Annotated in this window: 18 protein-coding genes and 1 pseudogene; 11 read left to right on the top strand and 8 right to left on the bottom strand. The window is 44.1% G+C overall.

The window, feature by feature from the left end; all coding sequences use genetic code 11:
- Position 1 precedes the first annotated feature (1 nt).
- A complete protein-coding gene (locus T538_RS0115730) occupies positions 2-784 on the bottom strand; it encodes a M15 family metallopeptidase (RefSeq protein WP_051656186.1) in 783 nt (260 codons plus the stop codon).
- Positions 785-915: 131 nt separating this feature from the next.
- Complete coding sequence (locus T538_RS0115725; protein ID WP_031535584.1) at positions 916-1,791, bottom strand: nucleoside phosphorylase; 876 nt, start codon at positions 1,789-1,791, stop codon at positions 916-918.
- Positions 1,792-2,099: 308 nt separating this feature from the next.
- Here T538_RS0115725 and T538_RS0115720 point away from each other — a divergent pair, with 308 nt between their 5' ends.
- The 6 genes from T538_RS0115720 (at position 2,100) to T538_RS17915 (ending at position 8,244) form a co-directional block, all read left to right on the top strand.
- Complete coding sequence (locus T538_RS0115720) at positions 2,100-3,560, top strand: rhamnulokinase (RefSeq protein WP_031535582.1); 1,461 nt, start codon at positions 2,100-2,102, stop codon at positions 3,558-3,560.
- Positions 3,561-3,590: 30 nt separating this feature from the next.
- A complete protein-coding gene (locus T538_RS0115715; protein WP_031535580.1) occupies positions 3,591-4,844 on the top strand; it encodes an L-rhamnose isomerase in 1,254 nt (417 codons plus the stop codon).
- 82 nt (positions 4,845-4,926) lie between these two features.
- Positions 4,927-5,961, top strand: coding sequence for an L-rhamnose/proton symporter RhaT (locus T538_RS0115710; RefSeq protein WP_031535578.1), 1,035 nt, complete (start codon positions 4,927-4,929; stop codon positions 5,959-5,961).
- Between the two features lie 19 nt (positions 5,962-5,980).
- A complete protein-coding gene (gene rhaD, locus T538_RS0115705) occupies positions 5,981-6,802 on the top strand; it encodes a rhamnulose-1-phosphate aldolase (protein WP_031535576.1) in 822 nt (273 codons plus the stop codon).
- Between the two features lie 120 nt (positions 6,803-6,922).
- Positions 6,923-7,618: a hemerythrin domain-containing protein gene (locus T538_RS0115700; RefSeq protein WP_031535573.1), complete on the top strand. Its 696-nt coding sequence runs from the start codon at positions 6,923-6,925 to the stop codon at positions 7,616-7,618.
- Positions 7,615-8,244, top strand: a complete 630-nt coding sequence (locus T538_RS17915; protein ID WP_051656185.1) for a response regulator transcription factor — start codon at positions 7,615-7,617, stop codon at positions 8,242-8,244. The genes T538_RS0115700 and T538_RS17915 overlap by 4 nt, the downstream gene beginning before the upstream one ends.
- Positions 8,245-8,355: 111 nt before the next feature.
- Here the strand turns inward: T538_RS17915 and T538_RS19265 are convergent, their stop codons facing one another.
- The 5 genes and pseudogenes from T538_RS19265 to T538_RS0115675 all read right to left on the bottom strand — a co-directional run bounded on the left by T538_RS19265 (position 8,356) and on the right by T538_RS0115675 (position 12,452).
- Complete coding sequence (locus T538_RS19265) at positions 8,356-8,496, bottom strand: FeoB-associated Cys-rich membrane protein (protein WP_081835051.1); 141 nt, start codon at positions 8,494-8,496, stop codon at positions 8,356-8,358.
- A 146-nt stretch (positions 8,497-8,642) separates the two neighbouring features.
- Positions 8,643-9,038: a hypothetical protein gene (locus tag T538_RS0115690; protein ID WP_031535570.1), complete on the bottom strand. Its 396-nt coding sequence runs from the start codon at positions 9,036-9,038 to the stop codon at positions 8,643-8,645.
- 57 nt (positions 9,039-9,095) lie between these two features.
- Positions 9,096-9,509, bottom strand: a complete 414-nt coding sequence (locus T538_RS0115685; protein ID WP_031535568.1) for a hypothetical protein — start codon at positions 9,507-9,509, stop codon at positions 9,096-9,098.
- Positions 9,510-10,503: 994 nt separating this feature from the next.
- Positions 10,504-11,811 (bottom strand): annotated as a pseudogene (locus T538_RS19065) (family 43 glycosylhydrolase); the annotation flags it as partial.
- A 200-nt stretch (positions 11,812-12,011) separates the two neighbouring features.
- Positions 12,012-12,452: a hypothetical protein gene (locus T538_RS0115675; protein WP_031535563.1), complete on the bottom strand. Its 441-nt coding sequence runs from the start codon at positions 12,450-12,452 to the stop codon at positions 12,012-12,014.
- Between the two features lie 580 nt (positions 12,453-13,032).
- On the opposite strand from T538_RS0115675, the gene T538_RS0115665 reads away from it, so the two are divergent.
- Positions 13,033-13,236 carry a hypothetical protein gene (locus T538_RS0115665; protein WP_031541533.1) on the top strand — a complete coding sequence of 68 codons (204 nt, stop codon included), beginning with the start codon at positions 13,033-13,035 and terminating at the stop codon, positions 13,234-13,236.
- A 230-nt stretch (positions 13,237-13,466) separates the two neighbouring features.
- On the top strand, positions 13,467-15,848 hold the full coding sequence (locus T538_RS0115660) for a hypothetical protein (protein WP_155993304.1): 2,382 nt from the start codon (positions 13,467-13,469) through the stop codon (positions 15,846-15,848).
- Positions 15,849-16,184: 336 nt separating this feature from the next.
- Here the strand turns inward: T538_RS0115660 and T538_RS18525 are convergent, their stop codons facing one another.
- A complete protein-coding gene (locus T538_RS18525; protein ID WP_155993302.1) occupies positions 16,185-16,361 on the bottom strand; it encodes a hypothetical protein in 177 nt (58 codons plus the stop codon).
- A 104-nt stretch (positions 16,362-16,465) separates the two neighbouring features.
- Between T538_RS18525 and T538_RS0115650 the strand changes: the two genes are divergently transcribed.
- The 3 genes from T538_RS0115650 to T538_RS0115640 all read left to right on the top strand — a co-directional run bounded on the left by T538_RS0115650 (position 16,466) and on the right by T538_RS0115640 (position 22,578).
- Positions 16,466-19,387: a M16 family metallopeptidase gene (locus T538_RS0115650; protein ID WP_369795017.1), complete on the top strand. Its 2,922-nt coding sequence runs from the start codon at positions 16,466-16,468 to the stop codon at positions 19,385-19,387.
- 227 nt (positions 19,388-19,614) lie between these two features.
- Entirely contained in the window at positions 19,615-20,268 is a 654-nt protein-coding gene (gene rbr, locus T538_RS0115645) for a rubrerythrin (protein ID WP_081835049.1), read from the top strand.
- Between the two features lie 339 nt (positions 20,269-20,607).
- Positions 20,608-22,578, top strand: coding sequence for a TlpA family protein disulfide reductase (locus T538_RS0115640; protein ID WP_081835048.1), 1,971 nt, complete (start codon positions 20,608-20,610; stop codon positions 22,576-22,578).
- The last annotated feature ends 30 nt before the right edge of the window (positions 22,579-22,608 follow it).

Below are 22,608 nucleotides of genomic sequence, written 5' to 3'. Positions count from 1 at the left end.
GTTATTTCTTGATTTGTCTGACTGGAAAGTTGAAGTAAGTGTCGGGGAACGGTTCGTCCTTCAGCGTGAAGTGCCACCACTCGGTGTCGAGTGGTTTGAAGCCGTGACTAAGCATTGCGCGGCGCAGAATCATGCGGTTTTTGAATTGCTCGGCTGTGATGCTCTTGCCTGTCGGACTCTTGTGATTGTCGCCTGTAAATTCGCCTGTTTCGGGATTTCCGCAGAAATCAGGGTGGCTCTCAGGACCGAACCAGTCGAACGTTCCGCCCATGTCGAGTTCCTTCTCTGTTTTCATGTCGAAGAGCGTAAGGTCGATGGTCGAACCGCGCGTGTGTCCGCTATGCGCCATGATGTATTCCTGCTCAAACAGCACGCTCTTGTCGAGGTCGGGATAGAAGTAAGTCTTCATCAGCGTGTCTGATATGTTTTCGGCCCATCGCACAAAGTGGTCTACGCCCTTCTGAGGGCGGTAGGCATCGTAAATCTTCAGTCTGTAGCCCTGCGACATCAGTTCGTCGCTCACGGCGCGCAGACTGTCGCCAGCTTTCTTGGTGATGAGTGCGGTTGGCTCTTCGTATCCGTCGATGCGCTGCCCGACAAAGTTGTATGTGCCGAAATATCTTATCTCCAGAATGGCATCGGGCACGGCATCGGTAAGGGTTACAAACTGGCTCATGTCCTCGGTTGGATTAACGGCTTGCTTCTTGTTTCCCGAACAGCCCGAAATAAGCCACGCACAGCAGATTGCTACGAGTGCGAGCATCGAAAGATTGGTCTTTTTCATATTTCTTAAACTTAATTGTGATTACTGCCGGGAGCAAATATAAAACATTTTTTCATGCCGAATATCTTTTGCCCGAAAAACATAACAAAAACGGCTGCCCTTGTGATGAAGAACAGCCGTTCGAATGGAGTTTAAATCTTATTCAAAACCTTTTCAATCAAGTCTGGCATTCCCGACTTGTACGATGTGTTTGCCTCTTTTGCCAGTCGGTTGGCAATAACCATGCAGACTGTCATTGCCTTGTGCCCCATCAGACGGCTCAGACCTGCCACGGCAGACGATTCCATCTCAAAGTTGGTAACCTTGTAGCCCTTGTATTCGAACGATTCAATCTTCTCGTTAAGATGAGGGTCGGCAAGTGGAATGCGAAGCTCTCTTCCTTGCGGACCGAAGAATCCGCCGCAGGCGATAGTCACACCGCGAACCATGTTCTCACCGTCAATACGGTCGAGCAGTTCCTTGTCGGCATCAATAACATAAGGTGCTGCAAGTTGCGGAAGCCATTGAGTGTGTTTCTTGAAAGCCTCTTCGAACTCAAGGTCGCAAACATCGTTTCTGCCGGCATAGAAGTTAAGCAGACCATCAAAACCGATGCTCTTCTCGCTCATGATGTAAGTGCCCACCGGAGTGTAAGGCTGAAGTCCGCCGCAAGTGCCTATTCGCACTATTTCGAGAGTGCGGTGCTCTGACTTCTCCTCGCGGGTGTTGAAGTCGATGTTTGCCAAGGCGTCAAGTTCGTTCAGCACAATGTCTATGTTGTCGCAGCCAATACCGGTGCTCAGCACTGTTATTCTCTTGCCCTTGTACGTTCCGGTTATGGTGTGGAACTCGCGGCTCTCAACGTCGCATTCCTTGCTGTCGAATAGACTTGCAACCAAGCTAACTCTGCCCGGGTCGCCAACCAGAATCACCTTGTCTGCCAGCTGCTCTGGCTTGAGGTGAAGGTGAAAAACAGAACCATCCTCGTTGATGATGAGTTCTGACGATGCGAAATACTTTTTAGCCATAGTATTCTGTATTTTATATGTTCTATATGAACTACAAAGGTATAAAATAAATCCGATTATTTTGCATGAATTTTGAATAATATTGCTTTTCAGGTCTGAAGAAGAAAAAAACGTGTGCGTACAACATTTTACAACTGTGTGAGCAGCAATGACAAAAACATAATCAGTCTGTACCTTTGTTAAGCCCGTAATTTGATTATGATATTTTTAACTCGGAAATTTGATATTTCCGAAAAATATTTGCATTTAGATATTTGCCGTTAACGCAAAAAATGTATCTTTGCGACATTACAAATACTATTTAGCCAATGAAAAAATGTTTCTTCGCGGTCGATCTTGGAGCCACAAGCGGCCGTACAATGTTGGGTTCTTTTGCCGATGGCAAGTGCGAACTTCAGGAGGTTAACAGATTTGCCAATCATCTTGTTGAGATGAACGGACATTTCTTTTGGGATATATACGAACTATATTATAATATTGTAGAAGGACTGAAACTTGCGTCGGCAATGGATGTCGAAATCACATCGATAGGTATTGATACTTGGGGCGTTGATTTTGTTACCGTCGGAAAGGACGGAATGTTCCAGCGTCAGCCATACGCATATCGCGATCCTCACACCGAGGGTGCGCCAGAGAAGTTCTTCGAGAAGTACGACCGCAAGAAACTCTACGAGCAGACTGGTATTCAGGTGATGAATTTCAACTCACTTTTCCAGTTCGACACGCTTCGCCGCAACAATTGCAGCGCGCTTGCTAATGCCGACAAAATCCTTTTCATTCCTGATGCCCTGAGTTATCTTCTTACAGGACAGATGGTTTGCGAGTACACAATAGCAACAACAGCGCAGATTGTAAATGCGCGCACATTCAAACTTGAACCAGAAATTCTGAAATCTGTTGGACTGACAGAGGACAGTTTCGGAAAGTTCGTATATCCGGGCGAGAAGGTCGGCGAACTTACTGCCGAGGTGCAGAAGCAGACAGGACTTGGAGCAATCCCTGTGATTGCCGTTGCCGGACATGATACTGGCTCGGCGGTTGCTGCCGTTCCTGCCGTAAGCAAGAATTTCGCTTACCTCAGCAGCGGAACATGGAGTCTGATGGGTGTTGAGACAGAAGAGCCTGTCATCACAGCCGAGACAGAAAGACTGAACTTTACAAACGAGGGCGGTGTTCAGCACACCATCCGCCTTCTGAAAAATATCTGCGGAATGTGGCTGCTGGAGCGTTGCCGTCCTAACTGGGGCGAGACAGACTACGGTCAGCTCATTGCTGGTGCTGAGGCTTCTGAGCCGTTCAAGTGCCTTATCGACCCAGACGACCAGATGTTTGCAAATCCTGCCGACATGGAGACTGCAATTAAGGATTATTGCAAGAAGACATCGCAGCCTGTGCCTGCAAACCGCGACGAGATTGTACGCTGTATCTTCGACAGTTTGGCATTGAGATACCGCGAGGTTCTTGAGATGCTTCGCACACTAACTCCAAACAGCATCGAAACGCTTCATATCATTGGTGGCGGAAGCCGTAACAAGTTCCTTAACCAGTGCACAGCCAACGCCATCGGATTGCCAGTCGTTGCCGGTCCTTCAGAGGCTACTGCCATCGGAAACATCATGGTTCAGGCTATGGCATCGGGCGAAGCATCAGACCTTTACGCTATGCGCAAGGTTCTTGCTTCAACTCTCCAGCTCGATAAGTTCGAGCCTCAGAATGCCGCTGCATGGGATGCTGCATACGCTAAATTCAAGAAAATTGTAAACAGATAATATTAACTATAATTTTAATATAGAAAAGTTATGAAAGAATCGCTTATTCATTCAGCTTACGAGGTAGCAAAAGAACGCTACGCTGAACTTGGTATTGATACAGAGAAGGTTATCGCACAGCTTCAGGACTTCCACCTGTCTATGCACTGCTGGCAGGCAGATGATGTTCACGGCTTTGAGCCAAAGGCTGGCGCAATGTCTGGCGGTATCCAGAGTACCGGCGACTATCCGGGTGCTGCTCGCAATATCGACGAACTTCGTGCCGATATTCTTAAGGCTAAGAGCCTTATTCCGGGAACACACCGCTTGAATCTTCACGAGATTTACGGCGAGTTCAACGGCAAGTTCATCGACCGTAACGAGTGCAGCGTTGACATGTTCAAAGGCTGGATGGAGTGGGGTAAGGAAAACAATACCAAACTCGACTTCAACTCAACAAACTTCTCTCATCCAAAGAGCGGAAACCTTACAATCTCTAACCCTAACAAGGAGATTCGCGAGTTCTGGATTGAGCACATGAAGCGTTGCCGCGAGATTGCAAACGCAATGGGTGAGTATCAGAACGATCCATGTATCATCAACCTCTGGATTCACGATGGTTCTAAGGACGTTACTGTAAACCGTATGCAGTACCGCGCTCAGTTGAAGGAGAGCCTCGACGAGATTCTTGCTACAAAATACAAGTGGGAGAAGCCATGCCTTGAGTCAAAGGTATTCGGTATCGGTCTTGAGTCAATGACTGTTGGTTCTAACGACTTCTACAACGCATACGCTTCAAAGAACAACGTGATGGTAACTCTCGATACTGGTCACTTCCACCCAACAGAGTCAATCGGCGACAAGGTAAGCTCTTTGCTTCTGTTCGTTCCTGAGTTGATGCTTCACGTTTCACGCCCAGTTCGTTGGGATTCAGACCATGTAACAATCATGGACGACCTTACAACAGAGTTGTTCTACGAAATTGTTCGTGCAGGTGCTATCGACCGCGTACACTATGGTCTCGACTACTTCGACGGCTCAATCAACCGTATCGGTGCATACGTTGTTGGTTCACGCGCTGCTCAGAAGTGTATGACTCGTGCATTGCTCGAGCCAGTTCAGCAGATTCGCGACATGGAGAACGCTGGTCAGGGCTTCGAGAAGCTTGCTACTATCGAGGAGCACAAGGCAATGCCTTGGAATGCAGTTTACGATGAGTTCTGCCTCCGCAACAATGTTCCTGTAGGTCTTGATTTCATCAAGGAGTGTCAGGAGTACGAGAAGAACGTAACATTGAAGAGATAATAGAAAAGGATTTTGTACCCCTTGCCCCTTCTTTCTACAAAGGATGGGTTTGGGGTATTTCTGTATATAAAAATTCTGTTACATGGAATTGATTATAGGACTTTTGATAATTGCTGTCGGTGCATTCTGCCAGTCATCGTGCTATGTGCCGATAAACAAGATAAAGAACTGGAGTTGGGAGAGTTACTGGATTGTTCAGGGCGTGTTTGCTTGGGTTCTGTTCCCGTTCTTGGGTGCACTGCTCGCCGTTCCTGAGGGACACAGTTTCTGTGAAATGTTTGCCGAGACAAGTTCGTTTAACATCTGGATGACAGTTCTGTTCGGCGTTCTGTGGGGCGTGGGCGGACTGACCTTCGGCTTATCTATGCGCTATCTTGGCGTGGCTCTCGGACAGAGCATCGCGCTTGGAACATGCGCCGGACTTGGTACGGTAATGGGACCAGTTCTGCTGAATGTGTTCTTCCCAGAACTTGATGCACTTTCATCGCTTACATTTGCCGTAATCTTGGGCGTTGTCGTAACGCTTGTGGGCATCGCCATCATTGGTGTTGCCGGTTCGATGAAGGCTTCTTCGCTTTCTGAAGAAGAGAAGAAAGAGGCTGTTAAGGATTTCAACTTTCCTAAGGGTCTTGCCATCGCGCTGCTTGCCGGCTTCATGAGCGGTTGCTTCAACGTTGGTCTTGAGTTTGGAAAGGACATTCATTTTGCCGAATCAGACCCAATGTTTGCTACACTTCCGGCTACGTTGCTCGTAACTCTCGGCGGATTTGTTACAAACCTTATATATTGCTTCTATCAGAACAATGTAAACAACACATGGTCTGACTACAAGAAGGCTGATGTATGGGGAAACAACATCTTGTTCTGCGCCTTGGCTGGTGCTTTGTGGTACAGCCAGTTCTTCGGACTGTCGCTTGGCAAGGGCTTCCTTACATCTTCTGAGACACTCACAACATTGGCATTCTGCATCCTCATGGCTCTAAACGTAACATTCTCAAATCTTTGGGGTATTATCCTGAAGGAGTGGAAGGGCTGTTCGCAGAAAACTATAACGGTGTTGGTGATAGGCATCATCGTGCTTATTGTATCAACATTCATTCCGGTTTTGGTAGGATAATTAAAACATAATAAACAAAATGAAAAGTATTCTTGACGGTCGCGACGGTTTGAAGGCTGTCGTTGACCAAATTGCCGAGGTCACCGGTTACCTTTGGCAGAAAGGTTGGGCAGAGCGTAATGGCGGTAACATTACCGTAAATGTTACTGAGTTTATGGATGACGAGTGCAAGGCTATGCCTGCCATTGCACCTGTTAAGCAGATTGGCATGGTTCTGCCACAGCTTAAAGGCAAATATTTCTATTGCAAGGGTACTGGCAAGCGTATGCGCGACTTGGCACGCTGGCCTATGCAGAACGGCTCTATCGTTCGCATCTGCGACGATTGCGCAAGTTACGAGATTATTGCCGACGAGCCTGTTGCTCCTACATCTGAGCTTCCTACACACCTCGCATTGCAGAACTATCTGCTCGAGACTGGCTCATGCTATAAGGCAACTCTGCACACTCATCCGATAGAACTTGTGGCAATGAGCCACATTCAGCGTTTCTTGCGCGACGATGAGATGACACGCGTGCTTTGGTCTATGATTCCAGAAACTCTTGCCTTTGCTCCGCTTGGCATCGGTATCGTGCCTTACGGTCTGCCTTCATCGGTAGAACTTGCAAAGGACACTTTGGAGAAGATTAAGACTCACGACGTAGTGCTTTGGGAGAAGCATGGCACCGTAGCCGTAGGTCAGGACATCATGGATGCCTTCGACCAGACTGATGTGCTCTGCAAGGCTGCAAACATCTATATGTGCGCCCGCAGCATGGGCAGCGAGCCTGATGGTATGACTGCCGAGGCTATGAAAGAAGTGCAGGATGTGTTCAACCTGCCCAAAAAGCGTCCGTGCTAAAAATGTAAAATATTAAGAGCGAGGGTAGCAGTTTTTTATTGCTGCCCTCGTTTTTTTGCTTCTTTCGGCAAAGCCAAGACGGATAAAATTTGTATCTTTGCACAAACACAAATTTTGCTTATGATTCAGAATAGAAAACTGTTTGTTGCCGACGACAAAATGGCAAACATGGTAAACGAGTTTCACGACATTATACTCGTTTTGCCGCGTTTCGGCATCAATCTCGGCTTTGGCGACCGCTCTGTTGCCGAGGTGTGCAACATGTATAACGTAGATGTGGCGTTGTTCCTGATGGTTGGCAACATCTACGGAGTTGAGGGGTATTATCCCGAGTCGATTCTGAACGAGCAGCAACTGAAAGCTTTGATAGACTATCTGATGAAATCGCACCGCTACTATCTTGACGAGCGCGTGGGACACATCGGAAATCATCTTCTGCACATAGCCAACAGCATAGAGCCAAAGTTCGGCAATATCCTGAAGAAGTTTTTCGATGACTATCGCACCGAGGTTGCCAGTCATTTCAGTTTCGAGGAAGATAGTGTCTTTCCTTACATCGACTCTCTGCTGAAGGGCGAGGAGAAAGTCACGTTCAGCATCCGCCAGTTCGAAGAAAACCACAGCAACATCGAGGACAAACTCGATGATTTGATAAACATCATCGTTAAGTATCTGCCCGGCGATTCGCTGCCGCGTGAGCGCACATCGGTCTTGTTCGATTTGTTCAGGCTGTCTTCAGACCTGAAGAAACACGCTCTTATTGAGGATTATTTACTTGCTCCATCGGTTGAGGCTCTTGAAAACGAGATGAAATGAAGAAGAAGGTAGTACTATTAAGTGATTCGGAAATTGTGTCTTTGGGCATGAGTGCGATAATTGGCAATATGCCCGATTTTGTTTTGGTTGAGCGCACATCGTCGCTCGAGTTGGCGCAGTCGGCAGTTATCCACAACCGTGCGGAGATGCTCATCGTAGAGCCGCATATCATCGATTATTCTACCCGAAATGCCGTGCGTGGCGTTCTGCACAACATTCCGTCTACCATCGGATACAGCCTTGTTGCACTTATGACACACTATGTTGACAGAAGTGTTCTGAAGCAGTTCGACGGCTACATCGAACTTTCAGACGGTGCAGAGCAGATTGAGGATGTGCTTCGCCAGTGCATATCAGGCGACAAGCCTAAGGATTTGGCAGAACCAGTGGTAGGAACAAACGCTTATGCCATGAACGAGGATTTGTCGGAACGCGAAATCGAGGTGCTTGTGGCTGTGGCAAAGGGCTTGCAGAACAAGGAAATTGCCGAGACTCTGAATATTTCGGTTCACACTGTAATGTCGCACCGAAAGAACATCATAGCAAAGACAGGGATTAAGTCTATTGCCGGTCTCACGGTCTATGCGCTGATGAACGGCTTGATAGAGGAATCGGCAATAAAGTAAGCCGAAGGGAAAAAATATAAGACGCATCATGTTACACAACAGGATGCGTCTTTTGTACTAATAAATAAAATAAACAAACTTATGTAATAAACGACTTAATCTAAACTATGGCTAATCTTTATGGCAGTTGCACTTCTTTCCGCAAGAACTGCAGTTGCATTTTCCCTTACCACTTGCCGCTTTCCAGAAGTGGTATGCTGCGTAACAAACTGTTGCAGCAACGATAGCGTAAACTAATATATCTTGAAACATGTTCTGTATCTTATTTACATTTGCAAAGATAGAGGTTTTTAATGTTGCCGGCAATACCTAAAATTAGTGATTTAAGCATTCCGAAGTCATTATTTATAGTGATAAAAAAAACAGCGCATTGCTGTGATGCGCTGTTTCTGAGTTGGTTACACGAGTTTGTTCTTTATGAGCCTTGCATCATCTTCTTCGAAAAAAATTACGTCAGTAACCGGCGAATATTTAAGCGAAACATATCTGAAAAGTTGCAGTGCTGCAAAATTTCCGTCGCGCGACGTGCACAGTTCAAGCAGGTAGTTTCCGTTAACCGTTGTAACGGGATGGAAATTCTCGAGCGTGCTTACAAGCTTGTCGTGCGGCATATTCAGAATGGTGTTGAGCCTGCCGCCTATCTCTGGCGAATATTCGAGCGTCTTGGCGTCAATCTTGCTGTTTGTCGGCATAAAAATCGCCTTGCAGCATAGTCCGAAGAATGATTCGGTAATCTTAATTCGCATATCGTTGCAGACGGTTTCTGCCATCTGCAAGTTCTTGATTTTTGTCATAAATGTTTCTTTAAATTCTTTGTTAATAATTTTTTTTCTCGGGTGATGAGAGTATGACTAACAAAGAATCCGTCTCAACGCAATAATGTAGTAATGGCGAGGAGACGCGCCACCTGTTTGCCGAACGCAAATTTTTCGGCACAAGTGGAGAAACTTAATGTTTTTGAGTGAATATTGATGTTTGCTTGAAAAATGTCCCGAGCCATTGTTTGGTCCGAAGCCGTGCGTCGGAATCAGACGCGTATTGCGGTTGCTACTGTAGCGTTGTGCTCCTTCATCTGTATCAAAAACAACGCTCAGCGGCTGATTGCGCTCTTCTGCAATACTGTTAATCAGATTGTCGTATCGGCTTACCTGCGCATTATTTTGCGGCTGCCGGCCGATGTTTTCGGCTTGCACACCACCATAATGGCTGATGCCGATGAACAACATCGCAATTACAAGTCTGATATGTCGAGCAATCTTTCCCATTTTTCTGAGTGCAAAAATAAGAAAAATACCGAATAAACAATGTTTTACAACGAAAAAGGTAGCGTTGCAAGTCATTCTTACTAAACTTGGATGAATGTGCACGCTACCTTATTATATTGTCGTTTTGATATTCTGATATTTATTTGTCAATCAACTGGTTCTTTTCAATCTTCCAGTCCTTGCGCTGCGACAGACCGCATTTCTCGCCCTTGAACATCTTGGCGGCCTCTTGGTCGCCCTTCAGTTGCCAGTTGAGCCAAGCTACTGCAGGGAATCTGAATTCGCCTCCGTGAGGCTGACGGTATGTTCCGCCGTGACCAACAGGATAGTTGGCTGCAAATGCTGGAACATCTTTTATACGGTGGAAGTCGTCCATTCCGTTGTTGTAGGCAATGTCAGTCTCACCGCCCAGAATGTAGATGATAGGCGCATGAACGCTCTTCAACTGGTCTTTTCCCGGCATCGGCATGTTTGGCATTGCTATTGACGGGTCGATAAACAATCCGCTGTTGCAAATCATGTATGTCGAAATTCGCTTGTCGGCGCAGTTGTAAAGCGTTTGCAGACCGCCGCACGACATTCCAGATGCGCAGATTGCCTTTGTGTTGATTTTTCCGTAGAGAGGGCTGAGTTTGTTGCTGTTCTGTGCAATTGCCCAGTCAATCGACTCAATCTGCTGTTCTGGCTTTGACATTTCGCCGTTGTAAGGCTTCTCTTCCTTTGGAAAATATCCGGTTGCGATTACCAGATATCCGTGCGACGCAATCTCGTTCAGGAACTTGAAATGCTCCCAAGGCGAGTTTGTGCATGCTCCGTTGCCCCAAACCAGCACAGGCAGAGGATTCTGCTCGCTGAATTGCGACAAATCCTTCGGCATGAATACTGTGTGTGCCTCCAGGCCGTTTATTTCTTGCATCACGGCTGGATATTTGCCTGTTCCGCCGTCCTCAACAACTTTTTCGAGGGTTGCGTAGTTGGCTGGGATGCCGGTAATCTTCCACCAGTCAAGATTGAACAGATTCTTGCCCTTCGCGCCTCTGAACACGATGTAAAGGTCGTGAACTCCGCCAACGGCTGCGATGCTTGTCTGGAATTCCTTGTATTTGTCATCGCCGCCAGTACTTTTTATTGTAGCTGTACCGATAATCTTTCCCTTTACGCCGTCTATGTGGAATTCTGCCTTTCCGCCAACTGTCGATGCTGCGCTTACGATGAGTTTGTGAGCCATTTTGTTGCCGAAATCAACATTCTTCAGCAAGATGTATTCGCCGTCGTTCACGTCGGTAACAATGATGTCTTCGATGCCTCTCTTCACGGTTTTCAGACCGTAGCCCCAAGCCATCGTCTCGGCCTCGACTTTGCGGAACGGATTGAATGTTCCGATTGGCTCGACCTTAACATCTTGGAAGTAAGGCGATTCGATGATTGTTCCGTCGGCATTATATGAAAGTGGAAATGCGCCTACGTTTCTGCGCTCCTTGTGCTCCTTTATGCTGATGTTCTTAAGGTCGTAGTTTAGACCGAATCCGAACGATTTGCCTCTGTAGTCGATAATCCCCGGATGGTTGCCTCGCGTGCGGGGAGTCGGTGCCATTACATATCCTTTGAAAGTCCAAGGACCGAGGGCATTGTCGCTCATGGCGTAGCCAAGTCCTTCAGGGCAGCAGGTCGATGCGTATGCCAGATAGTATTTTCCGTTGCGCTTGTAGAACCAAGGACCTTCCTGATAGTGCTCTGGCACATCGTGAAGTTGCATGGCATCGCTCTTCAGCGAAATCATGTCCTCGTTCAGAAGGGCGCAATATAGTTTCGGATTTCCCCAGTACATATAAGCCTGTCCGTCATCGTCGATGAAAACCGAAGGGTCGATGTCGTTCCAGTGCTCTTTTTGCCATACGAGCGGCTTTCCTATTGGGTCTTTGAACGGTCCGTAAGGCGAGTCTGCCACCAGAACGCCAATTCCGTGTCCGTGGATAGGGCAGTACATGTACCATTTGCCATTGCGTTCAACCACGCACTCGGCCCATGCGCCGTTCTTTCCGTCGTACCACTTAAAATCGTCGAGTGATGCCACGGCTCCGTGGTCTTGCCAGTTCACCATGTCGGTAGATGTGTACAAAAGCCAGTCGTACATCTTAAAGTTTTCGGCGTCGTCCTCGTCGTGGGTTGTGTAGAGATAGATGGTGTCTCCATGTACATAGGGCGCAGGGTCGGCGGTGTATTTTGTCGAGATTGTGGGTTGTTGTGCCCACGAAAATCCCGCAAGTCCCAAAGCCAGACCTGCCAAAATGTTTCTTTTCATTGGATTAAATTAAATAGTATTTGTTTGTTAATTGTTTGTAATAATGCAGCAAAGGTATGAATAAAGAATCGAAATTTCGGTCGTTTTGTGTTTCCAAACGCTACCCATAATGTTACATTCGTCAGAAAAAAGGCAGGCGTGCCGATATCTGCATCGGCACGCCATTATTTCTTTGTATATAAGGTTATAATGTTATATCGTTAGTCTTCGAGCAATTTCTTCAAGAAATCGTTCAGCTCGTTGTCAAGACCTTTCAGAAGTTCCTTGTTAAGGATTTCGGTATCTCCGTCTACGAAAAGAAGTTCGGAAATCGTTTCCTTGTCATCGTCAACAAGATCTATTGAATATGGCTGCATTATGCCAAGTTTCTCCAGATTTTTCTTCTTTGAGTGAATTCTCGAACCAAGGAAATGCTTCACTTCGTCAATGAAATGATCGGAATTGGAGTTTGCCCATTCCTCAATAATAACTTGTGCCAGCATCTCGTCATCATCGTTGAAAGCCATCAGTTCGCCAGTGTCCTGATGAGGCTGAAGGTGAATGTCTGTAACAATTGTTGACTCATCTGTTTCTGGGTATTTTGCAGCAATCTCGTCGAGTAACTGGTCTACCAAAACGTTCGATTTAATACTGAATTTCATTGTCGAAGTGTTATTTTGAAGTCAAAAGTATACATTTTTTTTAACATAAGAGGATTTTTGGATTAAAAAAAATAAAAAATATTCGTTCGTCCATTTTTCTCGTCTTTTTGTCTTGTAATGCCAAGGAATTTTTTAGAAGTTTTTGCCGGCAAAAGAATGTTGATGTTATTGTATTTTATAACCGTTTTTTTCATAATTGCTAAGTGTTTAAAAAAATACCATGTTAAAAATACAATAAGTTTTATTGCAATTATTTCAGTAATAACGCTTTTTAGTGAGTTTTCGACTAAAATAAAACTGTCGATAATTATCCGTGTTCAATATTTATAAAATGTCAAACAATACTCATAAAATAACATTTTTTAACATTTTGATATAAGTCAAGAAATACGAGTTTTCTTGTGCTTATTTGATATATTTTGTTTGTTGTTTGTTATATTTTTATTCTCTTTGCGGTCGAAAGTAGAAGACTATTGAAAATGATGCTACTGAGATGCTGAAAATATAGGTCTAAGACCATGCTGAAAAACGAGTGTTGATTTTAAATTACTAATAAAAGTTTAGGTAAACTGTAAATTTCATGAAAAAAATTAAAAACTTGGGTTCTGCTGATTTTAACAACAGCGGCAGTAAGAGGTATATCAAGCCGTCATCGGTTGCCATCGAGCTGCTGTGCAGTGGCAATATTGCCGATTTCTACATCTCTGGCGACATTCCGGTAGAGAATGGCTTGGCTAAAGAGCGTAGGCAAGAGATGAACGACCCTACAAAGGTTTTTTATTAAACTACCGTTCCCTAAATAGATTATGAAATAAAAACAATAAGATTATATTTTCTGAATTTATGAATTTTTTGGCTTTTAAGAATTTTCCGAGACTTATTTTCGCTACATCTATCTTTGTAGTGTGTTCGTGCGCTGACGAGAATCTGTTTACAGATAACACGTCGGAAAAAACAAAAAAAGGTGAGGAGTACACTGTACTTATGTCGCAAGGCAAAAACACCAGATTGGATATGGTTGCAAAAAACAGTTGGTCTGATTTGCAGATGAACTGGAGCACCAACGATAAGTTGGCAGTTTATACAACTACTTGCTGTGTGGTTAACAACGTTGCTGCAAGTTACGATTGCGTGCGAAACGGCATATTCAGTGTAGATGTAAACAGCGAAAACGGCAGTTTTACCCCGAGTACAAATGCAATGTTCAAGGGTTCTGTAACAGGTACACCGGTGGCGGGTTCTTATATGTATGCCATTTATCCTTGGAACGAACGATATACCGAGATTATTGCCAATGTAGACGGAAAGTGTAATTTTACTTTTGGCGAACTCGATTTCATGAATCAGACACAGCAGGTTGCAACCTTGTCTGACATCTCAATGTCTGATGTGTCAAACCTCTGTGTTCTTGGCGGTTCGGGCATTGTTAATCAGGAAAATATAGATACGAAGACGCTTCCAAATGTCAAGATGGACATGCTTGTTCCTATGTTCCGCATTCAGGTTAAGGTTCCGGCAGAGAAGCGTGCCGACGGCAAGTTCTCTCATCCTACAAGAGCTCAGTTCAGCGGTCAGGATGCTTGCTTCTTCTCAAAAGGACGCATCGAATGTGAAAATCACTCTCTTAGGGTTGAGGGCGCAGGCGAGAAGACATCATACTTCGAACTGACTCTAGGCAACGGCGATACAGGCGAGTATAGCACAAGCGGACTTAACAATCCTATTGTTTACGAAATTCCTTTCTCAAGCCTTTCAAACAGTCAGAAGAAGGCAGAAGATGGCAAGTACGACTATGTTATCACAAAAGAGGAGGACGGCTACTATATGCACCTCGATCTTTACATTGCAATGCCTCCGGTGGCTGTAGACAGACACATAACTGCTCCTGACGGACTGACTGTAAGTTACGAGGAACTCAGAAGAAGACTTTCGGTTATCGTCTTCACTCGTGTTGACGATGGCGTTTCTACAACATCTAACGATGTTCTTCCTACAAACTTTGACGAGTTTGTTTATTCAATGAAGATGGTTGGCGAAGGTGCAAAGGAATATGTAGCAGGAAAGTGCTTCAGTTTTAACTATACAGAGCAGCCAGACGACAAGAGTATTCTTCTTAACGGTAACTGGCAGGGCGAAATGATTGATACAAACCGCGGTCGTGCTTACTGGGGACAGGGTTACGCAGGCGAGAACCTCAACAGCGTAGATTTCTACGGATTGAGAGACTATATGAAGATGAACTTTGAGGCTTGCAAGCCACAGGGCATCAACCTGAAGTTGTTCTACAGTAAAAACGGCAATTATGAGCGTATCGACGTAAACGACAATGACTTGCAGGAGACAACCAAGGCAATGTTCGTAAACGAGGTTCAGGAGCACCTTGTAAGTGATATGTCTCAGCATTACAATGGAAACAATTATTATGTTGCCGAAGGTATTGAGAATTTGGTATTCTTTGCATACACAAACGGCAAATACGAGGTTTATACAGGCGAGACAACATACGATGCTGCGTCTAAGAACTATTACGGAACGGTAAACGGAAGCAGACAGCAACTTTACTTCCATCTGATAGAGAGTCCTGACAAGAGCGAGTTGAACAAGGATAATTCAGACTTCTGCATAAAGGACAACGGTACGTACTCTTACAAGAAATGTAAGTATGTAATGCCAATCGACGATATGCTGAGCATCAACTTCTCATTGTTCGTAACAAACTCTCAGCAGACAAATTACAATGGTAAGAAGGGCGTTATCTGCAACGGTATAATAGACCGCGGAACAGAAGTTACATACGACTATGTTAAGAATCCGGGCGATTTGTGGTATGAGTCTAACGGTAATACAGGCAATGCTAACACTGGTAATTGGGCTGGTAACCTTTACACCGAATCTATTGGAAAATCGTTTTATTCAACTCTTGGCAATTATAGCCTTGCTTACGATGCCTATGCAAAGAACGACGGCACTTCAATGTTCTTCCGCAATGGAGGAAACTTGAGTTACAAGGATATTGATTTCAAGAATCTTTGTATTGTAAAGAGTAACTTCAACTATGTTACTTACAACACTCCAAAGGCACGTTATGGTAATTTCAAGATTTATCTGGGCGAGAGTTTCGACCTGTTCGATGGTAACAGAAATCTTGGCGATGTTGAGTCACAGCGCAGATTCTCAAAGGTATACGGAATCTATCACTACGATGGTGGAGCAACATTCCCATTGGGACGTTTGGCTTACAACATGGTTCCTGCTAATTTCGAAGATTATAATATTATATATGTAGATGCAACACACTTAAGATTATCCGCACTCGATCCAAAGACAAAAGTTGATTCTTCTAATAAGGTGAATTACACATGTCGGGCAACCAATTGGCTGTTCAAGAAGCAGTAAGTAGAATTTATGAAGCAATTATATGTAAAACCAGTGGCTATTGTACACGAGATTATAGAGCGTGTATCGATATTAGAATCAAGTGACAATGCTTCTGAAGAATGGCATTTTGGCGGATATACAAGATAATCTTATAAGAAAACGGCGGGGCAGTGATGTTCTGCCGTTTTTTTATATACGAAAAAAGCGAAAGAGACTTTTGGTAAAAAGGACAATTCCGCTTAGAAATATTTTTCGGTGTGAAAAATACGACTGTGAATTCGGCGACTTCAGTTAAATGCAAACGACTTAGACTCTTTCATGCGAAGAATGTTGTCGACTGCATTGTTCGTAAATCTAAATCTCCTCAACCGGAATGTCGCCGAGAGAAAAGCCTTTCTCATCGTCCTCGTCCGACGGAGTTGATGGTTCTTCTGTTTCAGGAACATGCTCTTCTGGAATGTCATCATCTTTATGGCAAGCCGACATCGTTGCCAAGCAAAGCGCCAATATGATTGTTGCTTTTCTGTTCATAAGTCTATAATTAAGAATTTTATGCAAAAATATACAAAAATGTTTGAAAAAATAGCGTTTGTTTAACATTTTTTTATTTATTTTGCGCGTTCGAGAAGATTATAATGTGTAAAATGAAATATTTTAAGATTTTCATCATTTCTGTGCTGCTGGCAGTTGTCTGTAACGCGGCAGATGCGCAGAAAAAGTATAACTATCAGACTGTTGACGGCGATCCGCTGAAGGCTCGCATCTATACACTCGACAATGGTCTGAAAGTATATCTTACTGTAAATAAGGTAGAACCACGCATTCAGACTTATATCGCAGTGAGAGTCGGCGGTAAGAACGACCCTCACGAAACAACTGGTCTGGCTCATTATCTTGAGCATCTGATGTTCAAGGGAACTACTTCGTATGGTACAACCGACTACAAGCGCGAGAAGCCTTTGCTCGACAGCATCGAGGCTCGCTACGAGGTTTATCGCCACACTCGCGATGAGGCTAAGCGCAAGGCTATCTATCATAAAATAGACTCGCTCAGTTACTTGGCGTCAACCATCGCCGTGGCAAACGAGTACGATAAACTGATGGCTCAGATTGGTTCGGTTGGAAGCAACGCCTACACAAGCGAGGATGTTACTTGCTACATCGAGGATATTCCAAGCAATGAGGTTGATAATTGGGCCAAGATTCAGTCTGATAGATTCAAAGATTTGGTTATCAGAGGATTCCATACTGAGCTCGAAGCCGTTTATGAGGAGTACAACATCTATCTTACACGTGATTTTGACAAGATTTTTGAGCAGACAAACAAGATTCTGTTCCCAAACCATCCTTACGGAATGCAGACTGTTATCGGAACTCAGGACCATCTTAAGAATCCTTCGATAACAAACATCAAGAACCACTTTAAATATTGGTATGTGCCTAATAATGTGGCAATCTGTATGAGTGGTGATTTCGATTTCGATGAGGTTATGGCTACAATTGACAAGTATTTTGGCGACTGGAAGCCAAATCCACAACTCAAATATCTCGACATTCCTGCCGTTAAGCCGCTAACTGCTCCTGTATATAAGGATGTGTACGGACGCGAGGCTGATATGGTTACTGTGTCATGGCCTTTCCCTGGAAGTAGCAGCAAAGAGGCTGATTATCTGAATCTTATCGAGAAACTTTTGACAAACGGAACTGCAGGGTTGTTCGATTTGAATCTTAACCAGCAGCAGAAAGTTCTTCAGGCTGAGGCATATAACAACTCGATGAGCGATTATTCTGTGCTCTACACAATAGCCGTTCCAAAAGAAGGTCAGACGCTTGAACAGGCTCGCGACTTGCTCGTTGCCGAAGTTAAGAAAATTGCCGAGGGCGATTTCAGCGAGGAACTTCTGAAGGCGGTTATCAATAATCTTCGTCTTTCAAAGATGAAGGCTCTCGAAAAGAACAGCAGTCGTGCAAGCATGTTTGTAAGTGCATTTGTCGATGGTGTTGACTGGAAATATCGTGTTGAGGAAATCGACCGCCTTTCTAAAATTACAAAGGCTGATCTTGTTGCATTTGCAAAGCGTACGCTTACAGATGGTTATGCTTGCATCTATAAGCATAAGGGTGATGATCCTAACGAGAAGAAGATTGAAAAGCCTGCCATCTCGCCAATTGAGATGAACCGAAATAAGTGCAGCGACTTCGTAAAGAATGTTGCTGAAACTAAGGTTGAGAAGATTGAGCCAAAGTTCATCGACTTCAAGAAAGACTTGAGCGTTTCTGACTTCAAGAACGGAAACAAACTTTTTTATAAGCAGAATTCAGACAACAGTCGTTTCAAACTTTCGTACATTGTTGAGCACGGAAGCAAGAACGACCGCGAGTTGAGCGTTGCATCAGACTTGATGAATTACGCAGGAACATCGAAGTTGAGTGCCGAGCAGATTCAGCGAAAACTCTACGAACTTGCTTGCGAAATTTCTGTCAGTGTTTCGCCAAAGCGCACAACGGTTGTCATCAGCGGTTTGTCTGAAAATATGAAACCTGCGATGGAACTTTGCGAAAAGTGGCTTGCCGAGGCAAACGTTAGCAAAGATGTTTACGCAGATTTCGTTGCAAACACAATCGAGTCGCGAAGAGTAAGCAAACTCGACCAGCGAAGCAACTTCTCTCATCTTCAGACTTGGGGAATGTTTGGTGACAAGAACAGTATGACAAATATTCTTTCGCAGAAGGAACTCGAGAGTGCCGACCCAAAGACTCTGCTCGCACAACTTGGCAAACTGAAGGATTATAAGCAGACAATTTTGTATTACGGTCCGCTTTCAATGACTGAGGTTGTTAAAATGGTCGATAAGTTGCATAAGACTGCAAAACAAACCAGACCAGCCGAGGTTGATAATGATTTTGTAAAGCAGGAAGTTGCAAAGACTGAGGTATTTATCGCTCCTTATGAAGCGAAAAATATATACATGCAGATGTATTCTAACGATGGTCAGAAGTATAATACAGCCATTGTTCCAGAGATTGAGTTGTTCAACAACTACTTCGGACAGGACATGAGTTGCGTTGTTTTCCAAGAATTGCGCGAGGCTCGTGGATTGGCTTATTCGGCATCGGCACGATATGTGAACGGAGCTGGCAAGGACAAGACAAATTCGTTCTACACATACATCATTACTCAGAATGACAAGATGAAGGATTGCGTGAGTGTGTTCAAGGATATTATCGAGAACATGCCGAAGAGCGAGACTTCGTTTGCAATGGCTAAGGAGGCTCTGCTGAAACGACTTGCCACAGTCCGAACATCGCGCGAGTGGGTTCTGAACTCATATTTCAATGCTCAGGATATGGGACACGACCACGACATCGATGCCGATGTATATAATAAGGTACAGGATATGACGCTCGACGATCTTGTTGATTTCCAGAAGGAAAACGTGAAGGGACGTACATATCGATACCTCATTCTCGGCGATTCGAAGGAACTCGACATGGACTTTTTGAAGAGTCTTGGCGAGGTTCACGAAGTGTCTACCGAAACCATCTTCGGCTACTAAATTCGTAACAGACATTTACAAAATATAGGGTTGTTTCTCAACGAAATATTGGGAAACAACCTTTGTGTGTTTGTATGTCAAAGTCCTTATTTTGTAAATGAAAACGATCTAAAATAAATTAAATTGGAAAAGAATGTGAATTTTATTTGTTTAATTGTGCAAAATATTATTATCTTTATCCCCCAGATAAATACAAACAAGTACTAACCAAAAATAAACAAACTATTATGGCAAAAAAGTATGTATGCACAGTGTGCGGTTATGTTCATGAGGGCGATTCTGCACCAGAAAAATGTCCAAAGTGTAAAGTTCCTGCAAGCAAGTTTAAGGAAGTTGCAGACGAGAAAAAGAGCCTGAAGGGTACTCAGACAGAGAAGAACCTTCACGAGGCATTTGCTGGCGAGTCTATGGCTCGAAACAAGTACACTTATTTCGCTTCTAAGGCAAAGAAAGAAGGCTTTGAGCAGTTGGCAGAGATTTTCTTGAAGACTGCCGACAACGAGAAGGAACACGCCAAACTTTGGTTCAAGGAACTGAACGGCATCGGTACAACAGCCGAGAACCTTTTGGCTGCTGCTGAGGGCGAAAACTACGAGTGGACAGACATGTACGAGGGCTTTGCAAAAACAGCCGAGGAAGAGGGCTTTACAGCCCTTGCAGCTAAGTTCCGCATGGTGGCTGCCATCGAGAAGCGTCATGAGGAGCGTTACCGTGCTCTTCTGAAGAATATTGAGATGCAGGAAGTATTTGCAAAGAGCGAAGTTAAGGTTTGGGAGTGCCGCAACTGCGGTCATATTGTAGTGGGCGAGAAGGCTCCAGAGGAGTGCCCAGTCTGCAATCATCCACAGGCATTCTTCGAAATCCACGTTGATAACTTTTGATTCCTGAAAAAATTGCGTTTGTAAAACGTATAATATCAGTTTTTTGAAAAGAGACGAGAGGCTGCATTTTTATGAATGCAGCCTCTTCTTTTGTTAAAAATGCTTAAAAATGGCGCAATTCTGAAATGTTTTAATAAAATAAATTGCTCTAAATGATAATCTGTTTAGAAAAAATACTATCTTTGCCAGCACGAGGAAAAAGTCGATTTTCCGTTCGTAACTTTTAAAGATAATACCAAATAGTCATTGATTTCGCATTTTCTTCCTTATTTTGGGAGATGCTATGAAAGCGGAGTTGGGCGTGAACTAAAATAATATAAATATAATACAATCATTTCTATGAAAAAAATTATCCTAATAGCATCTGTTATAGTGATTTTTTCATTCTTCGGATGTGGACAAAGTGGCATTGAGGATACCTATTGGCGAAACGAAAAGACTGGCGAATGGTTCGTTGGCTTTGTCGACAATCAGGTTATTTACGACAGTAAGTGTTGGGACGTCGTCTCGCGCAGCGATGACAAGGATTGCTATGTTTTGCGTGCTGCAAACAATGGCGATACGCTGCAAGTAAACGTTGGTGCAGCCGAATCGGGCATTCGCACGATTTCTGTCGGCGCAGATAAGGCCGAATGTAGCCTTATAAAATCGTCGACCATGCCCGACTATCCCGAGAAGGACAATCGTACAGAAATTGTCGATAACAATTATTGTAAACTCGACAGCGTAACAATTTCGGGCTTGATAAGAAACATGCCAGAAGGAGTGCGTGAAATTAGATTGAAAAAAGACGGCGGGTGTATTGACTCGGATGATGATATAGTTGTGCCGCTCGATTCTGTAGGCAGATTTAGCTTGCGTATGCCTGTGCTGAATACTACGTTTTATTGTTTGAGGTGCGGTGGCTTTGAATTTTCTGTATATAATATTGCAGAGCCTAATAAATCGTACTTTCTTTTGTATGATGTAAAGGAGAATAAACAGTTGTTTATGGGCAAGGATGTTCGTCTGCAAAACGAAATAGCATCCTACGGATTTTCCGGTTTGGTTGCCGATCCATTTGTAGATTTGAAGGATTTTCACCTGGACGATTTCTTCGAGAAGGTGAAGAATGAGACTGATAAGGAAATTCAGAAAATGGCAGAATTATTTTCCAAGCATCCGAACTTATCTGGCAGATACAAGACTCTTAGAGAGAATGATATATATGTGTCGGCAGCACGTTTCTTAATGAAGAGTAAAGATGTGGCAAATGGCGATTTCTCTGACAAGTATCTGAAAATAGTAGAGAAACAGTATCTAGAAAAAGTCCGATTGCCTTACTCTGCAACTTGGCACGGCAGAGGATTGATAGAATATTATTGCTCAATATTTGTTTCTCGAGTTGGGGAGAAAAATACAATGAGTCTAAAAGAATGTCTTGTGATGGCTGAGAAAAACGGCATTTTGAAACTATCGGCAAGCGACTTGGAGGCTGCAGAGAAATATGATGTCGCAAGTCTGGCATTGCAGAAGAAAATGCAAAATGTGTCTGGCATTCAGCAGAGACAGCTGGAAAGAGAATTCGACACAAACGACTTTGTTCAGAAGATTAACGAGCTGCTCGACGACAATTACTCGGAGTTCTTTCTAAGAAGAGGAATAAAGGCTTTGTCGGAGGAGATGAGATGCCGCGGAGTGAGTAAGTCGGCACGCGATGTTATTCTTTCTGAATATCTGAAATGGGTGATTGTACCAGATAGCAAGCCATTAAAAAAAGAAACCCTTGCCCTTGTAGATTCGCTTATTTCGACAGATGGCTGCCGCGAATATATTCATGCTATGAACGATAAGTATGAATGTCTTGACAAGATGGCTTTCGACTCAGACTGTCTGAAATCGTCGGACGCAGTTAAGGGCATGACCGACGGCGCGAAGATTCTGAATACGCTTACAAAGCCTTATAGGGGCAAGATAATTCTTATTGATGTGTGGGGTATATGGTGCGGTCCTTGCAAGCAGCAGCTTTCAAAGTCGCAGGAAGAATACAAACGTCTGAAGCCGTACGATATGGTGTTTATGTATTTAGCTAAACAATCGAACGAAAAGGGTTGGAAGAATGTGATAAAAGAGTACAATGTTACGGGCGCAAACGTGGCGCATTATAATTTGCCCGACGCACAGCAAAAATTGCTCGAAAAATATGTCGGTGTACAAGGCTATCCAACATATCGGCTTATTGACCAGAACGGAAATCTGGTTAAAGTGGAATCAAGGCTATGGGAGCTCGATGAAGTTGAGAATGAAGTAAAGAAATTGTCGCGAAGATAATAATATTTTAAAGGTTTTTAGATTTTTTAG

The organism is Bacteroides sp. Ga6A2 (genome assembly GCF_000702225.1).
Taxonomy (GTDB): Bacteria; Bacteroidota; Bacteroidia; order Bacteroidales; family Bacteroidaceae; genus Ga6A1.
The sequence above is the reverse complement of the archived record's forward strand: the minus strand, read 5'-3'. Positions and strand labels throughout refer to the sequence as shown.

Coding starts and splice junctions, on each gene's coding strand:
- T538_RS0115730 (WP_051656186.1), bottom strand. CDS start 784: ATGAAAAAGACCAATCTTTCGATGCTCGCACTCGTAGCAATCTGCTGT.
- T538_RS0115725 (WP_031535584.1), bottom strand. CDS start 1,791: ATGGCTAAAAAGTATTTCGCATCGTCAGAACTCATCATCAACGAGGAT.
- T538_RS0115720 (WP_031535582.1), top strand. CDS start 2,100: ATGAAAAAATGTTTCTTCGCGGTCGATCTTGGAGCCACAAGCGGCCGT.
- T538_RS0115715 (WP_031535580.1), top strand. CDS start 3,591: ATGAAAGAATCGCTTATTCATTCAGCTTACGAGGTAGCAAAAGAACGC.
- T538_RS0115710 (WP_031535578.1), top strand. CDS start 4,927: ATGGAATTGATTATAGGACTTTTGATAATTGCTGTCGGTGCATTCTGC.
- rhaD (WP_031535576.1), top strand. CDS start 5,981: ATGAAAAGTATTCTTGACGGTCGCGACGGTTTGAAGGCTGTCGTTGAC.
- T538_RS0115700 (WP_031535573.1), top strand. CDS start 6,923: ATGATTCAGAATAGAAAACTGTTTGTTGCCGACGACAAAATGGCAAAC.
- T538_RS17915 (WP_051656185.1), top strand. CDS start 7,615: ATGAAGAAGAAGGTAGTACTATTAAGTGATTCGGAAATTGTGTCTTTG.
- T538_RS19265 (WP_081835051.1), bottom strand. CDS start 8,496: ATGTTTCAAGATATATTAGTTTACGCTATCGTTGCTGCAACAGTTTGT.
- T538_RS0115690 (WP_031535570.1), bottom strand. CDS start 9,038: ATGACAAAAATCAAGAACTTGCAGATGGCAGAAACCGTCTGCAACGAT.
- T538_RS0115685 (WP_031535568.1), bottom strand. CDS start 9,509: ATGGGAAAGATTGCTCGACATATCAGACTTGTAATTGCGATGTTGTTC.
- T538_RS0115675 (WP_031535563.1), bottom strand. CDS start 12,452: ATGAAATTCAGTATTAAATCGAACGTTTTGGTAGACCAGTTACTCGAC.
- T538_RS0115665 (WP_031541533.1), top strand. CDS start 13,033: ATGAAAAAAATTAAAAACTTGGGTTCTGCTGATTTTAACAACAGCGGC.
- T538_RS0115660 (WP_155993304.1), top strand. CDS start 13,467: ATGGTTGCAAAAAACAGTTGGTCTGATTTGCAGATGAACTGGAGCACC.
- T538_RS18525 (WP_155993302.1), bottom strand. CDS start 16,361: ATGAACAGAAAAGCAACAATCATATTGGCGCTTTGCTTGGCAACGATG.
- T538_RS0115650 (WP_369795017.1), top strand. CDS start 16,466: ATGTGTAAAATGAAATATTTTAAGATTTTCATCATTTCTGTGCTGCTG.
- rbr (WP_081835049.1), top strand. CDS start 19,615: ATGGCAAAAAAGTATGTATGCACAGTGTGCGGTTATGTTCATGAGGGC.
- T538_RS0115640 (WP_081835048.1), top strand. CDS start 20,608: ATGAAAAAAATTATCCTAATAGCATCTGTTATAGTGATTTTTTCATTC.